The organism is Sphingopyxis chilensis (genome assembly GCF_035930445.1).
GTDB classification, from domain to species: domain Bacteria; phylum Pseudomonadota; class Alphaproteobacteria; order Sphingomonadales; family Sphingomonadaceae; genus Sphingopyxis; species Sphingopyxis chilensis.
In genome coordinates this window covers 551,784-565,215 of record NZ_CP142394.1, presented here as the reverse complement: position 1 = coordinate 565,215, position 13,432 = coordinate 551,784, and the positions used below count along the sequence as shown (strand labels likewise).

The window sequence follows — 13,432 nt, the reverse complement described above, 5'->3', positions numbered from 1 at the left end:
ATAGACATATCGACCCGCAAAACCCGCTCGAATCGGCCAGTTGCCTCCCGCAGGCGATGAAGCGGGCGCGCCTGTGTGCACTGCAACAAATCGGCGTGGTAAGGGTTCTTCCGAAGCGAATTTCCCGCCCCCCACTCCAACGAGGAATCATGCTGCATCAAAAGCGGATCTTGTTCGCGATCAACTCGCTCGCGGGCGGCGGCGCCGAGCGCGTGCTCGCGACCCTGCTCGGCGGGTCGGAGCCGTGGCGGGCGCGCTACGACATCCACCTCGCGCTGCTCGACGACGAACCGCGCGCCTATGACGTGCCCGAATGGGTCGAGCTTCACCAACTGGATGCCCGGCATAAATTGCTGCCCAGCCTGACCCAGTTGCGCGCGCTGACCCGGCGGATCCTGCCCGATGCGACGCTGAGCTTCCTGACCCGCGCCAATATCGCCAATGCCTGGGCGATGGCGGGGCGCCGGCGGCCATGGCTGATCAGCGAACGGGTCAACACGAGCGCCCATCTTGGCAACGCAGTCGCCGCCAAGGCGATGGTGCGCCTCGTCTATCCGCGCGCGACGCATGTCGTCGCCGTGTCCGACGGCGTCGTCGACGATCTTGCCGTCCATTTCGGCGTCGCGCGCGGCCGCATGTCGGCGATCGCCAATCCGGTCGACCATCAACGCATCGCTGACCTTGCAGCCGAGCCGCCCGCCTTCATCCCTGCCGGCCGCTATATTGTCGCAGCGGGGCGACTCGTTCCCAACAAGAATTTCCCGCTGCTGCTGCGCGCTTATGCCGAAGCCGCGCCGCCAGAGCGCCTCGTCATCCTCGGCGAAGGGCCCGAACGCGGCGCGCTGGAGGCGCTTGCCACGTCGCTCGGCATCGCGGACCGGGTCGACATGCCCGGCTTCGTCGCCAACCCCTTCGCCGTGGTCGCGCGCGCGCAGGCCTATGCGATGCCTTCCAATGCCGAGGGATTCCCGAACGGGCTGGTCGAGGCGATGGCTTGCGGCGTTCCCGTCGTCGCCACCAATTGCGCCTCCGGCCCGTCGGAGATTCTGGCCGACCGGCCGCGCGACGCCATCCCGAGCGGGATCGATGTCGATGCCGGCGCGTTGGTCCCGACCGATGACGTACCAGCCTTCGCAGCCGCCTTGCGCCGGGTGCTCGCCGAGCCGCGCCGCAGCGAATGCGGCAGGCGCGCGCGCGAACGCTCGCTCGCTTACGGCGTCGAGCAGGCCGCCGCCAATTATTGGGCACGGATCGAGGCGGCGCTCGCGGTGCCGCCTGCCGAGGCCGAATTCAAAAACATTGCAGCATCGAGTCCGGGAGTAACTTCATGAAATGGCATATGCAGATCGCATTGGCGGGCATGCTCGCGGTGCTTGGCGGGTGCGCCGGGCAGTCGCCGCTCGCCGGCAGCGGCGCCGCGCCGCCGCCCGCCGAAGCCTTCCGCCTCTCGCCCGGCGACAAGATCAAGATCGCGACCTATGGCGAGGAGACGCTGACCGGCGATTTCGAAGTGTCGCCCGCCGGAACGGTCGCCTTTCCGCTGATCGGCGAGGTCAAGGCCGCCGGGCTCCAGACCGACGAGCTGTCGAGGGAGATCGAGGCGAAGCTCGGCAACGGCTATCTGCTCGAGCCGAAAGTCTCGGTCCAGGTCGCCAGCTTCCGGCCCGTCTATGTGCTCGGCGAAGTGAACAAGCCGGGCGAATATCCCTATACGCAGGGCCTGACCATCCGCGGCGCCGTCGCCAAGGCCGACGGCTTCACCTATCGCGCCAATGAAAAGCGCGTATTCCTGAAACGCGCGGGCGAAGCCGGCGAGCAGGAATATCCGATGACCGCCGATTTCCCGGTGCTTCCCGGCGACACGATCCGTTTCGGCGAGCGTTATTTCTGATGGACATGACCAGCGCATCGCTTGCCCCCGCTCCGGCAATTGAGGAGCCCGTCCCCGACGACACCGGCAAACCGCATCTGCGCGGTTGCCCGGTCAGCTTCGCGAAACTCAAGGCGCTGCTCGCCGCCGACCTCTATCGCTATGCCGGCCGCGTCGGCTTCGGCGCCTTCGCGAAGCATTATGCCTTTACGCCGGGGTATAAATATACGGTGCTGATGCGCACGACCGGCTGGCTCAAACTGAAACCCGCCAAGGCGTTCGGCCTCTACCCCTTCGCCAAGTGGTTGCTGCTGCGCGCGCGCTACAAATATGGCTTTGCGATCCCCGAATATATGGAGATCGGGCCGGGCCTGTTCCTCAACCGCTTCGGCGGCTTTTATTTCCACGGCGACGCGGTGCTCGGCAGCAATGTCAACATCACCCACGGCGTCGTGCTCGGCTATATGAACCGCGGCGGCCGACGCGGTGCGCCGGTGATCGGCGACCGGACCTTTTTAGGATCGGGCGCCAAGGTGATCGGCGGCATCCATGTTGGTGCCGAGGCGGCCATCGGCGCCAATGCGGTCGTGACCAGGGACGTGCCCGAACGCGGCGTGGTCGGCGGCATCCCGGCAAAGCTGCTCTCGGATCAAGGATCCGGCGGCTATGTCAACCGTCTTGCCCCGCCCGAACTGCTCGCCGCCTGCGAGGGCGCGCTGCACGGGTCGCGCGGCGCGATGCCGGGCTGACCCCCACGTTCTCTTAAAGGCCCGAGAAGGTCACCCCCACCGAGACCCGATTGTCGGTGAATTCGCGGCCTGCGGTCGCGCCCCAGCTCGACTGGGTGCGGCGCTGGAGATCGAGGCGCAGCGCCAGCCGCTTGCTGACGAGGTAGGATGCGTTGGCACGCCAGGTCCAGCGGTCGTCGCGCCGGTCGATATTATTGAAATCGCGCTTTTCCAGCTCGCCGCCCGCGCTGATGATCAGGTTGCGCAGCAGCTCGTAATCGGCGCGCAGCGTCATGTTGGTGGCGAGATAGCCCGTCGCGCCGTTGACGCCCGTTTCGCGGATACCCCGGTCGACGGTGCCGGTGATCGTCACCAGTGGGGTCAGGAAATAGGCCAGCTCGCCGCGCACGAGGAAGCCCGAAACATCCTCGAACTCGGCCGCCCTGTAATCCTGGTGGAGATAGCCAAGACGAAGCGATCCGCGTGCTTTGCGTCCCAGCTCGAAGCTTGCGCCTGCAGCGAGGTCGAAGCCCGTCGAATCGCGCGCCGGAACCGGACCGCTGCGTTCGCGATAATCGCGCTTTCCCAGCGACCCCGCGACGAACAGCGCGACGCTGGGGCTCAGCGCATATTCGCCGATCGCGGTGCCGCTATAGCTGGTGTGGTCGCGGAAATCCTGGTCGATCGGATCGCCGCCGGGCGTCACGCTGTCGCTGTAATTGCGGTTCTCGACATCGAATACGCCGCGCAGGCGCAGCCGGTTGAAGACATGCGTATAGGTCGCGGTGCCGCCGTTCAGCGTGAAGCGGATCGGCCGCGACGCCTGCGTCGGGCTGTCGGGCGAGACGCGCTCCTGGCTGTAACGCCCGTTGCGCAGCGTGATATCGAGCGTGTCCGATTTGCTGATCGTGTAAAGTGCGCCCGCGCTCACCGCATATTGGGTCGCATTTTCGCTCGACCGGTCGGCATAGCGCAGCAGGTCCAGTTCGCCGTCGAGCGAAAGCTTCAGGTCCGGCGACGGCCGCACCAGCGAGATGCGCGGGCGGATGCGCAGATAGGCGTCGCCTATCCCGTCGCCCGGCTGCGCATAGAGATTGTCGTCATAGCCCGCGCCGACCGCGATGCGTGGCAGCAGCTCGAGCGTGCCGACGTGGATAGGCTCGGGAGTGTAATCGGGACGGCGCCGTTCGAGGACGCTGACGTTGCGGTCACGCCCGAAACTGTTTTCGCTCGATACCGAACCGAGCCCGTCGGTCGCGTCCGATTGCTGGGCAAGCGCGGGCGCTGCGAGGCCGCAGCCGCCGAGCAGCGCGAGGGAAAGAAAGCGCTTCACCGACGTGCCAGCGTTACGAGAATCGGCCTGTGGTCCGATCCCGTCCCAGGCAATTGTCGCGACGATACCAACCCCCAATCGGGGCCCGCATAGAGATGGTCGATAGGCAGCACGGGAATGGCGCGCGGCCAGCTGGGCGAACGCGTCATGCGGGTGAGCGGGGCAAAGGCACGGTCCTGCTCGCGCATCGCCGCGGCCCAAGGCGTCAGGTTCATGTCGCCTGCAACGATCAAGTCCTCGCGATCGATCCGTGCCAGCGCCTGCGCCGCGGCGCGCCTGCGCACCGCTTGGTCGCCTGACGTCGGCCGGGGATAGTGAAGCGTGGCCACCATGAACGTATCCCCCGTGGAGGGCGCAATCCGCGCCCACAGCAGCGCGGGACCAATTTTGCGGCCGTTCCGGGCCTTCAGGGAGTAATCGCTGTCAACGATCGGCCAGCGCGAGAAAATAATAAAACTGCACCTCCCCGGACATTTGGTCGCATAGGGAAAATGCTGGCCCAAGGCTGCCAGCATGGGCCGGAAGTTGCCATTCACTTCCTGGAGTATCGCCACATCGGGGCTGGCATCGATAATCGCCTGCGCCGTTTCTGCGGGGTCGTCATTTTGTGTCCATACATTGTGCGTCAGCACATGAACCTGCGGCGCGCCCGCAGGCGCGGTGGGGATTTCCCGCAGCCATTCGGGCGCCACGCCGATTGCAACGGGAGCCAGCGCGAGCAACGCCGCCGCAATCGCGGCGCCTGGCCGCCACTGCGCGAGCAGCAGTCCCAGCAAGGTCGCAACCCCGAACAGCGGCAGGAACGACGCGAGCACGTCGAGAGCAGGCACGAATTTTCCGGCAAGCGACAGCCACGCGGCGACGCACGCCCCGCCGGTCAGCAGGGACCCAAAGGCGCGAAGCAGTTTCACGCGCGCGCGCGCAGCCGGTTGCGTAGCGCATAGCTCGATTGACGGAGCGGCGCCGGGATCAGCTTGGCCGCGAGCAACAAGGCCGCCGTGCCCGTTCCTTCGGGCAGATAGAGATCTCCGAGCCGGATCGCCGTCCGCCCCGGATATTTCATCGCGTAGCGTGCGTAATGCGCGATTTCCTGATTGACGAGCCGCCGCAGCAAGGCGGCTTCGCGCGTCGAGGCGTCCGCAATCATCGCCCGCGCCGTCTCGACCAGGCAGGGCAGGTCGAGCGTCGTGGTCGACTTGCTGACCTTGTTGTCGCTGTCGCGGTGAAAGCGTGCCGTGATGCGCGGATCGTAACGCAGCGCGCCCTTGGCAAGCACGCGCAGCCACAGATCCTTGTCGCCCCCGCGTACCGCGCGCCCTTCGGGGAAGAGGCCCGCCTCGAACAGCGTGTCGCGTCGGATCGCGATCGCGCCCGTCCACATCGGGCATTCGCGCACCGCGAGCCAGGCCGCAAGGAAGTCCGCAAGGTCGAGGCTCCGGGCGCGACCGAGTTCCGGCGCGATCCGCTGCGGTTGCGAGCGATCCTCGAAGACATGGTCGAACCGCGTCGCAGCCGCGCACACGTGGGGATCCGCGCTTATGCCTTCGGCCAGAACCGCCAGATGGTCCGGGTGCCACAGGTCATCGGCATCGAGGAAGGCGATCCAGTCACCGTGCGCCGCCCGGATGCCGACATTGCGCCCGGCGTAACCGCCGGGACCCGGCGTCGGCAAATCGAGCAGCTTGATCCGCGCGTCCCCGAAGGCGGCCACGAGTTCGCGCCCGCCGTCGGTCGATCCATTATCGATCGCGATGATCTCATGCGCCGGATAGCTCTGCGCGAGCGCGCTTTCGATCGCCGCGCGGACATGCGCGGCCTTGTTGTAGAGCGGCATCACCACGGAAAAACGCGGGACTGATCGGAGATGGGTCATCAGTCGCGTGCCGCCTTTCGTCCGCCTGCCAGATTGAGGAATTCGCTTACCGCGACGCCGGCGAGTTGCAAGGTCAGCCACATGACCGCGAGCCTGCGCCGCGACGACAGTTCGTGGGTGATCGCCGCCCGGCGCAGCCGCCGTAGCGTATCGACGGCGGTGATGCCAAGCACATGGGCAAGACGCGGACGCCGCGTCGTGCGATCCCAGCGCCCGCCGCTCAACCGCTGGCGCTTACGGACGAGTTCGGCGCGGCTCGCACGCACCGGATGGCGCACGACCATCGCCGGAACATAGACGAGCGGATAGCCGGCTGCCCGGATGCGCAGCGCCATCTGCCGGTCGCCGCCCGATTTCAACCCCGCGTCGAACCCGCCAAGTTCGCGAAGCAGCGCGGTATCGCTCGCCCAATTGGCGGTGGCGCAATTGCCGCGCGCGGCATGCGCCTGCGGAAAGCTGAAAAGCCGCTCATAATCGCCGAACACCTCGCGTTCGGGTGCGATCTCGTCGAACAGCTCGATCTTGCCCGCTAGGACGCCAAACCCGGGGTTCATCCCCGCGGCACGCACCACCTGTTCCAGCCAGTCGGGTCCGGGCTCGCAATCGGCATCGGTGAAAGCCGTGATCGGCGCCCGCACCCGCTCGATCCCGCGGTTGCGCGCGACATAGGATCCAGGGCGCGGCTCTTCCAGCAACTCGACGTCGGCATAGGCACGCGCGACCTCGCGCGTCGCATCGCTCGATCCATTGTCGACCACGATGATCTGATAGGCATCGCGCGGCAATGTCTGGCGCGCAAGCGCGTCGAGGCAACGGCCGAGCACGGCTTCGCCGTTCCACACGGGTATAACGACTGCGACTTGAAACATAGATGCGCCTGTCCAGTGCCCCCGCAGCGATCCAATCGGGCTCTCGCCCCACCGAGGTCAACCTTATGCTGCACCTGCGAAGACGAGTCGCCCCGTTGACCGGACGACCGGAGCCTGGGCGCCTTCGTTCTCCAACGAATGCCCGCTACGAAGGACCGTCCCGGCCGTCGTTGCCGACGCGCTGCACAGCCATAGCAGAAGGCGATATTTGTGGGTGAGTTCCTCCCCGATACAGGCGAATCGACCGAGGTCCTGGTGGTTTCGCTCGAATCAGCCGAGGCCCGCCGGGCCGATTTTGCGGCACGCGCGGCAGGCACGTCGCTCGCGTGGCGCTTTTTCGATGCTTGCACGGCTCCCGCGCCCGGCATGACGATCGACGAGGCCGCGATCCGCCGCAACAAGGGCCGCGCGATGAGCAAGGGCGAGATCGGCTGCTATGCCAGCCATTTCTCGATCTGGCAGGACATGATCATGCGCGGCGTGCGTCAGGCGATCATCCTCGAGGACGACACGGTGGTCGACTGGGCCTATCTCGAACAGCTTGCGCGCGCCGACCTCAACGCGGAGGGCATCGACTATCTCCGCCTCTATGCCAAGCAGCCGACCTGGCAGCGCATCGTCCGGCGCGACTTCCTCCAGCATTCGCGCACGATCGTCGAACTGGTCGGGCTCGCCTATGGTACGCAAGGCTATGCCATCACGCTCGCGGGCGCGCGGCAGCTGGCGGAGCATTGCCGCACGGTCTGCCGTCCGATCGACGACGAAATGGACCGGTCCTGGGCACATGGCCTGCCCAATCTCGCGCTCTATCCGGCACCGATCCTCGAGGCGGCGATCGTCTCGGACATCGGCAATTCGCGCTTCGTCCCCAAGAACGACCCTCTCTATCATTCGCTGAGACAGAGGGTCTGGCGCCAGGTCGAGCGCACCCGCATGCGGATGCTGAAAGCGAGGCGTCTGCTTGAGCGCTGAACTCCCCACCCGCTTCGACGCGGGATTACGCGCGCGCAGCCGTAGCTCGATCGGCTGGACGGTGACGCGTTTCCTGTCCGACCAGATTTTCTCCTTCGTCGTCTTCGTCATCCTAGCGCGACTGCTGACGCAGGCGGACATCGGCGCCTTCGCCGTGATGGCGGTGACAGCGGAGGCCTTTCGTATCATCGCGACGGCGGGCCTCGTCCAAACGATAGCGCGAAAGAGCGAGATAACCCCGGCCTTCCTCGATACGATCTATCGCTCGCAGCAGGCCTTTTCCTTCGTCTCCGCCTTCCTGATCATGGCGTTGGCGCAGCCGATCGCCAATTGGATGGGCGCGCCGGATATCGCGTTGCCACTCGCGGTGATGAGCCTGACGTTGCCCATCTCCTCCTTCGGCGCCACGCATATGGCGCTGCGTTTGCGTGAGTTCGGACATCGCACGACGGCGCTGCGCTCGGTGGTCGGCGGGCTCATCGGCGGCACCGCCGCCGTCGCGGCAGCCTTGGGCGGACTGGGGCTCTGGAGCCTCGTCATCCAGCGCCTCGTTACCGAGATCGTCGGGCTCATATTGTCGCGCGCCTCCTATGACTGGAAACCCGGCTGGCAGTTCGATTGGGTCATCCTGCGCGGCAATCTGGTGCTCAACGCCAGCCTGATCTATGTCCAGCTCGCCTTTCTCGCGACCGTGCGCGTGCAGGAAATGGCGATCGGCGCCGGAATAGGACTCGCTGCCGTCGGTGTTTATCGCACCGCCTGGCGCACCGTAGAGCTGATCGGCCGCGGCGCGATCCAGCCCTTCACACAGGTTGCGGTGCAGACGCTCGCGCGCGTCAAGGACGACCCCGCCGAACTGGCCCATGCCTATCGCTGGATGATTTCGCGCGCGTCGGCGCTGTCCTTTCCGGCGCTGGTCGGGTTCGGTGCGCTCGCGCCGATCGCTATCCCGACCGTGTTCGGCGCCAAATGGACCGAGGCAGGGCAACTCGCCCAGATTTTCGCCTTCATGGCGCTGCCCTTCACGCTCAACTTCTTCGCCTCGCCCTCGCTCAGCGTGCTCGGCGCATCGCGCAGCCTGATTTCGCTGTCGACGACGCAGCTCGTGCTTGGCGTGATCCTGACGCTCGCGGCGCTTCCTTTCGGCCTGTTCGCGGTCGCCATCTCCTACGTCGGGCGCGCCTATCTGACCCTGCCGATGCAGATCTGGCTGCTCCGCCGCGCCTCGGGCATCCGGCCGATCGACAGCCTCCGCGCGGTCGGCCCGCCGCTGGTCGCCTCTTCGCTGATGGGCGTCGCGCTCGCGGTCGCGATGCGGCTGCTCGACGGGCATCTCGCGGGATGGCAAGCCTTGCTCCTGCTCACTGCGGTCGGCGCGCTCTTCTACGGTGTCGCGCTGCTCGCCCTCTCCGGAACATGGCGCAACCGCCTCCTGTCCTTCTCCCGACTCCTCAGAAAGAGCCCGATATGATCAAGAAAAACGCCGACCAGCTCGTCGGCGAGCTCGCCGACCATTTTGCCAGCGTACTCGATGCGGTGCTTCCCTCGGGCAAGCTTGCCCTCGTCGACTTTCCCGACCATTCCAACGTCGGCGATTCGGCGATCTGGCTCGGCGAAATGACCTATTTGCGCCAGCGCGGTCGTCTCCCGGCCTATTATTCCGCGATCGCCGATTTCGACGACGACGCCTGCCGCGCGGCGATCGGCGACGGACCTATCCTGATCCACGGCGGCGGCAATATGGGGACGCTCTGGCCCAAGCACGAAGCCTTCCGCCTCCACCTCCTCCGCACGCATCGCGGCCAGCCGATCATCCAGATGCCGCAATCGATCCATTACGCCGATCCCGCCGCGGCGGCCGAGATGGCCGATGCGATCCGCGAGCATGGCCGGTTTACCCTGCTCGTCCGCGACGCCCGTTCGCTCGCCTTTGCCGAGCGCCATTTCGACTGCACGATCCGCCTCTCTCCCGATGCCGCGCTGATGCTCGGCCGCCAGCAGCGCGCGCCGGCCAGCGTGCCGGTCTTCGCGCTGCTTCGTACCGATCATGAACGTGCGCTCGGCGGCGTTGATGCGCTCCCCGCCGGCGTGGCCGCCGACGACTGGCTTGAGGAAGACCCCGCTCAAAAGCGCCGTCTGCGCCTGTCGCTCAAACTCGGCCGCCTTTTCAACCGCGATCCGATGGCGCAGCGCGCGGCGCGGCAGCAACGCCTGGCCGAATGGCGGTTCCAGCGCGGCCTCGCCATGCTGTCCGCCGGCGAACTGGTCGTGACCGACCGGCTCCATGCGCATATCCTGTCGCTGCTGCTCGATATCCCGCATGTGCTGCTCGACAACAGCTATGGCAAGGTCGCGGGCTTCGCCGACCAATGGACCGGCGACTATGCAGGCTTGATGCGCGCCACCGACCGTGGCGGGGCGTTTGAAACCGCGCTCGCTTGCGTCGCCCCGCAGGTCGTCGACGGCTGAGCCCTCAATAGGCGTTGCGGTGGATCAGCACCTGCGCCGTGCGCACCAGGATCGAAACGTCGCGCAGCAGCGACCAGCCGTGCTGATATTCCAGGTCCGCGCCCAGCCGGTTGACGATATCGCGCTTCGTGTTGGTCGCGCCGCGAAAGCCGCGGATCTGCGCGAGCCCGGTGATGCCGGGTTTCAGCGCGTGGCGATGCCAATATTGCCGGTCGACGCGCCAGAACAGTTCGTTCCCGGCCGTCGAGCCCAGCGCATGCGGCCGCGGCCCCACAAGGCTCATCTCACCCGACAGAACGTTGATCAACTGCGGCAGCTCGTCGATGCTCGTGGCCCGGATGATCTTGCCGACGCGCGTGATCCGGTCGTCGTCGCGGCTCGCCGAGCGCGCGCCGTTCGCGTCGGTCGCCTCGACGCGCATGCTGCGGAACTTGAGGATCCGGAAAATGCGGTTGCCGCGCCCCATCCGCTCCTGCCGGAAAAACACCGGGCCCGGCGAATCGAATTTGATCGCGATCGCGACCAGCGCCAGCAGCGGCGCCAGCACGAACAGCGCCGGGATCGTCACCGCGAGGTCGAGCGCGCGCTTCTTGACCCGGTTGGCCCGGTTGAGCGGCCCCCAAGACACCACCAGCGTCGTCACCCCGCCCGATTGCCGCGTGGTCAGCGGCCCCAGTTCGGCGATCTCGGGCATCACGATCTCGCCGAGAATGTTCACGCCCTTCAGCGCGCGCGCCCATTCGACCTTCCGCTCGGGCGCGCAAACGATCGTTACCCGGTCGTAATCCTGCAGCACCGTACCGAGCCGGTCGAGCATGTACGGATCGTCGAGATCGGTGCGAAGCCCCGACGTCCGCGCGTCGATAATATCGCGCTTCAGATAGGAAGGCGGCAGGTTCGCCCCGTCGACAATCACCAGTTCGGCGGTCAGCTGGCCGAAAACGCGGCGCACGACATGGCAAACGAGCAACCGCTGCGCCACGAGCAGCATCAGAGCGGTCACCATGCCCATGCCGAGCGCGAAGCGGGGAACATCCCCGGTCACGCGCAGCGAGAAGGCGGCAAGCAGGAAGACGAGCAAGGTGGTCGCGAACGATATCAGCGTCTGGCGGCAGCTCTTGAGCGGCTTGGTCAGGCAGCGCGGATTATAGGCCTGGTTCTGGAAAGCAATGGCCGCGTGAACGAGCAGCGCCCCGAACAGCGCCGTCAGCAATCCTTCCGACACGTTCCGCGGCGCTTCGATTATCAGCGTCACCGCAAAGCCCGCCATCAGCGCCACCGCATCCAGCGCCATCAGGCCGAGGCAGAGCCATATCTTGGCGTCGCGCCGCGCTGCTTTCGCGATCGGTGTTCGGAGCGGCGCCCCTTGGAGCGCCAGGTCGATCTTGGTCATGGGATGGGAGACTCCCTGAATTCACATAATCTTGTTGCAATGCAACATGCTCTCAGAGGCCGGAAATACAAGCGGGCAGCGCGGGCTTGTGCCGGATACAGGATGATCCGTGCGAAAGACGCCTGGACGGAGGTTTAGGTGTCGTCGACCGTCCGAATAGGCTGTCAGCGCGCCGGCAATGGATTAAGGGGTTGGGATGTCCAATGATCCGACTCGCCGCCTGTTGGGTGCCGTGACGGCCACCGGCCGGGCCTAGCGCGATGTCAGACTATGTCTTCAAACCGCACGAACGGCCGACGCTGCCGGGATCGCCCGCCAACCCCGACCACCCGACCTCGCGCATGGTGCGCCACTTCCTGATCGGATGCCTGATCGGGATCACCGGCGGGCTCGGCAATGCGCTTGTCACGGTCAACCTCAATTTCGCGCAAGGGACGCTCGGGCTGAACAGCGACGAGGCGGCATGGCTGACCGCAGCCTATTTCATGACCAATGTCACCGCGAACCTCTTGCTCGTCAAATATCGCCAGCAATTCGGCCTTCAGCCGTTCATCCGCTATACGCTCGTCGCCTATGCGGTGACGACGCTGATGCACCTGTTCATTCACGACTTCTGGACCTCGGTCGCGGTGCGCGCGATGAGCGGGATTGCGGCGAGCGGACTCTCCACGCTGACTATTCTCTATTTCTTCCAGGCCCTTCCGGCGTCGAAGCGGCTTGCAGCGGTAATGATCGGTATCTGCATCCCGCAGATCGCGACCCCGCTCGCTCGCGTGCTGTCGCCTGGGCTGCTGGTCTGGGGCGACTGGCACAACCTCTACTGGTTCGAATTCGGGCTCGCGCTGGCGACGCTCGCCGCCGTATGGGCGCAGCCCTTGCCGCCGAGCGAGCGCGAAAAGGTATTCGAACCGCTCGACTTCCTGACCTTCGGCCTCTTTGCGCCGGGATTATGGCTGCTGGTCGCCGTCCTCTCGCAGGGCCGGATCCAGTGGTGGACCGAACGGTCTTGGATCGGCTGGTCGCTGGCGGCAAGCGTCGCGCTGATCGCCGCGGCCATCCTCGTCGAGCATCATCGCAAGAATCCGCTCATCAACACGCGCTGGCTGGGCACCCGCGAGATGCTCCGGCTGTTCGCCGTGGCGGCATCGATCCGCATATTGCTCTCCGAACAGGCCTTCGGGTCGGTCGGTTTTCTGTCGGTCGTCGGCATGATCAACGACCAGATGGTGACGCTGAACCTGATCGTTGTGTTCGCGTCCATCGCGGGTCTCGCGACCGCCGTGCTGACCTTCCGTCCCGACAATCTGACGCGTCCGATCATCATCGCTGTCGTGCTGATCGTCATCGGATCGTTCATGGACGCCGGCGCGACCAACGTTTCGCGGCCGAGCCAATTCTATCTCAGCCAGGCGCTGATCGGCTTTGCATCCTTGCTCTTCCTCGCGCAGGCAATGGTCATTGGTATCGCGCGCACGCTGCTCGCGGGCGGCAAGAATTTCATCAGCTTCGTCGTCCTGTTCAGCATGAGCCAGAGCATCGGCGGCCTCGCCGGCAGCACCTTGCTCGGCACTTTCCAGACGGTCCGAGAGAAATATCATTCGCACGAGCTGGTGCAGAATATCGTCGCGACCGACCCGCTGGTCGCCGCGCGGCTCGGTGCGGGGGGCCGCATCGTCGCGGGGACCGTCGGCGACCCGGTTCTGCGCGGTGCGGAAGGCGCGGCGCTGCTGAACCGGCAGGTCACGCGCGAGGCCAATATCCTCGCTTATAACGATGTCTTCATGCTGGTCGGGGTGCTAGCGATCCTGACAACAATCTGGGGCTTTCTGATCACTTGGTCGATCCGTCGCCGCGGCGAGCCCTCGCCAGTGATATTGTTGGTACAACGTCTTCAAGCGCAGGCACAGGCGCAGCAGGGGCAGTGA

12 protein-coding genes are annotated in these 13,432 nt (G+C 65.9%); 7 read left to right on the top strand and 5 right to left on the bottom strand.

Annotated elements, in window-relative coordinates; all coding sequences use genetic code 11:
- The first annotated feature begins 149 nt into the window (after positions 1–149).
- The 3 genes from VSX79_RS02555 to VSX79_RS02545 are packed head-to-tail and all read left to right on the top strand — an operon-like array spanning position 150 to position 2,619.
- Complete coding sequence (locus tag VSX79_RS02555; protein ID WP_326914334.1) at positions 150–1,331, top strand: glycosyltransferase; 1,182 nt, start codon at positions 150–152, stop codon at positions 1,329–1,331.
- Complete coding sequence (locus VSX79_RS02550; RefSeq protein ID WP_326914333.1) at positions 1,328–1,891, top strand: polysaccharide biosynthesis/export family protein; 564 nt, start codon at positions 1,328–1,330, stop codon at positions 1,889–1,891. The genes VSX79_RS02555 and VSX79_RS02550 overlap by 4 nt, the downstream gene beginning before the upstream one ends.
- Positions 1,891–2,619: a serine acetyltransferase gene (locus VSX79_RS02545; RefSeq protein WP_326914332.1), complete on the top strand. Its 729-nt coding sequence runs from the start codon at positions 1,891–1,893 to the stop codon at positions 2,617–2,619. Before VSX79_RS02550 ends, VSX79_RS02545 begins: the two co-directional genes overlap by 1 nt.
- Positions 2,620–2,632: 13 nt before the next feature.
- On the opposite strand, the gene VSX79_RS02540 is transcribed toward VSX79_RS02545, so the two are convergent.
- The 4 genes from VSX79_RS02540 to VSX79_RS02525 are packed head-to-tail and all read right to left on the bottom strand — an operon-like array spanning position 2,633 to position 6,673.
- On the bottom strand, positions 2,633–3,931 hold the full coding sequence (locus VSX79_RS02540) for an outer membrane beta-barrel protein (protein ID WP_179499559.1): 1,299 nt from the start codon (positions 3,929–3,931) through the stop codon (positions 2,633–2,635).
- Positions 3,928–4,842, bottom strand: coding sequence for an endonuclease/exonuclease/phosphatase family protein (locus VSX79_RS02535; RefSeq protein WP_179499560.1), 915 nt, complete (start codon positions 4,840–4,842; stop codon positions 3,928–3,930). Before VSX79_RS02535 ends, VSX79_RS02540 begins: the two co-directional genes overlap by 4 nt.
- Positions 4,839–5,804 (bottom strand): glycosyltransferase family 2 protein, encoded by a 966-nt coding sequence (locus VSX79_RS02530; RefSeq protein WP_179499561.1) that lies wholly within the window; start codon positions 5,802–5,804, stop codon positions 4,839–4,841. Before VSX79_RS02530 ends, VSX79_RS02535 begins: the two co-directional genes overlap by 4 nt.
- Positions 5,804–6,673 (bottom strand): glycosyltransferase, encoded by an 870-nt coding sequence (locus VSX79_RS02525; RefSeq protein ID WP_179499562.1) that lies wholly within the window; start codon positions 6,671–6,673, stop codon positions 5,804–5,806. Before VSX79_RS02525 ends, VSX79_RS02530 begins: the two co-directional genes overlap by 1 nt.
- 210 nt (positions 6,674–6,883) lie before the next feature.
- Between VSX79_RS02525 and VSX79_RS02520 the strand changes: the two genes are divergently transcribed.
- The 3 genes from VSX79_RS02520 to VSX79_RS02510 are packed head-to-tail and all read left to right on the top strand — an operon-like array spanning position 6,884 to position 10,114.
- Positions 6,884–7,645: a glycosyltransferase family 25 protein gene (locus VSX79_RS02520; protein ID WP_326914331.1), complete on the top strand. Its 762-nt coding sequence runs from the start codon at positions 6,884–6,886 to the stop codon at positions 7,643–7,645.
- The gene (locus VSX79_RS02515; protein ID WP_179499564.1) at positions 7,635–9,116 is read left to right on the top strand and encodes an oligosaccharide flippase family protein; all 1,482 of its coding nucleotides are present in this window, start codon (positions 7,635–7,637) and stop codon (positions 9,114–9,116) included. Before VSX79_RS02520 ends, VSX79_RS02515 begins: the two co-directional genes overlap by 11 nt.
- Positions 9,113–10,114, top strand: a complete 1,002-nt coding sequence (locus tag VSX79_RS02510) for a polysaccharide pyruvyl transferase family protein (protein ID WP_179499565.1) — start codon at positions 9,113–9,115, stop codon at positions 10,112–10,114. Before VSX79_RS02515 ends, VSX79_RS02510 begins: the two co-directional genes overlap by 4 nt.
- Positions 10,115–10,118: 4 nt before the next feature.
- On the opposite strand, the gene VSX79_RS02505 is transcribed toward VSX79_RS02510, so the two are convergent.
- A complete protein-coding gene (locus tag VSX79_RS02505) occupies positions 10,119–11,507 on the bottom strand; it encodes an exopolysaccharide biosynthesis polyprenyl glycosylphosphotransferase (RefSeq protein ID WP_179499566.1) in 1,389 nt (462 codons plus the stop codon).
- A gap of 260 nt (positions 11,508–11,767) precedes the next feature.
- Here VSX79_RS02505 and VSX79_RS02500 point away from each other — a divergent pair, with 260 nt between their 5' ends.
- Positions 11,768–13,432 carry an MFS transporter gene (locus tag VSX79_RS02500; RefSeq protein WP_179499567.1) on the top strand — a complete coding sequence of 555 codons (1,665 nt, stop codon included), beginning with the start codon at positions 11,768–11,770 and terminating at the stop codon, positions 13,430–13,432.

What these genes read in the sequence shown, in the direction of transcription:
- VSX79_RS02555 (WP_326914334.1), top strand. Translation starts at nt 150, where the DNA reads ATGCTGCATCAAAAGCGGATCTTGTTCGCGATCAACTCGCTCGCGGGC.
- VSX79_RS02550 (WP_326914333.1), top strand. Translation starts at nt 1,328, where the DNA reads ATGAAATGGCATATGCAGATCGCATTGGCGGGCATGCTCGCGGTGCTT.
- VSX79_RS02545 (WP_326914332.1), top strand. Translation starts at nt 1,891, where the DNA reads ATGGACATGACCAGCGCATCGCTTGCCCCCGCTCCGGCAATTGAGGAG.
- VSX79_RS02530 (WP_179499561.1), bottom strand. Translation starts at nt 5,804, where the DNA reads ATGACCCATCTCCGATCAGTCCCGCGTTTTTCCGTGGTGATGCCGCTC.
- VSX79_RS02525 (WP_179499562.1), bottom strand. Translation starts at nt 6,673, where the DNA reads ATGTTTCAAGTCGCAGTCGTTATACCCGTGTGGAACGGCGAAGCCGTG.
- VSX79_RS02510 (WP_179499565.1), top strand. Translation starts at nt 9,113, where the DNA reads ATGATCAAGAAAAACGCCGACCAGCTCGTCGGCGAGCTCGCCGACCAT.
- VSX79_RS02505 (WP_179499566.1), bottom strand. Translation starts at nt 11,507, where the DNA reads ATGACCAAGATCGACCTGGCGCTCCAAGGGGCGCCGCTCCGAACACCG.
- VSX79_RS02500 (WP_179499567.1), top strand. Translation starts at nt 11,768, where the DNA reads ATGTCAGACTATGTCTTCAAACCGCACGAACGGCCGACGCTGCCGGGA.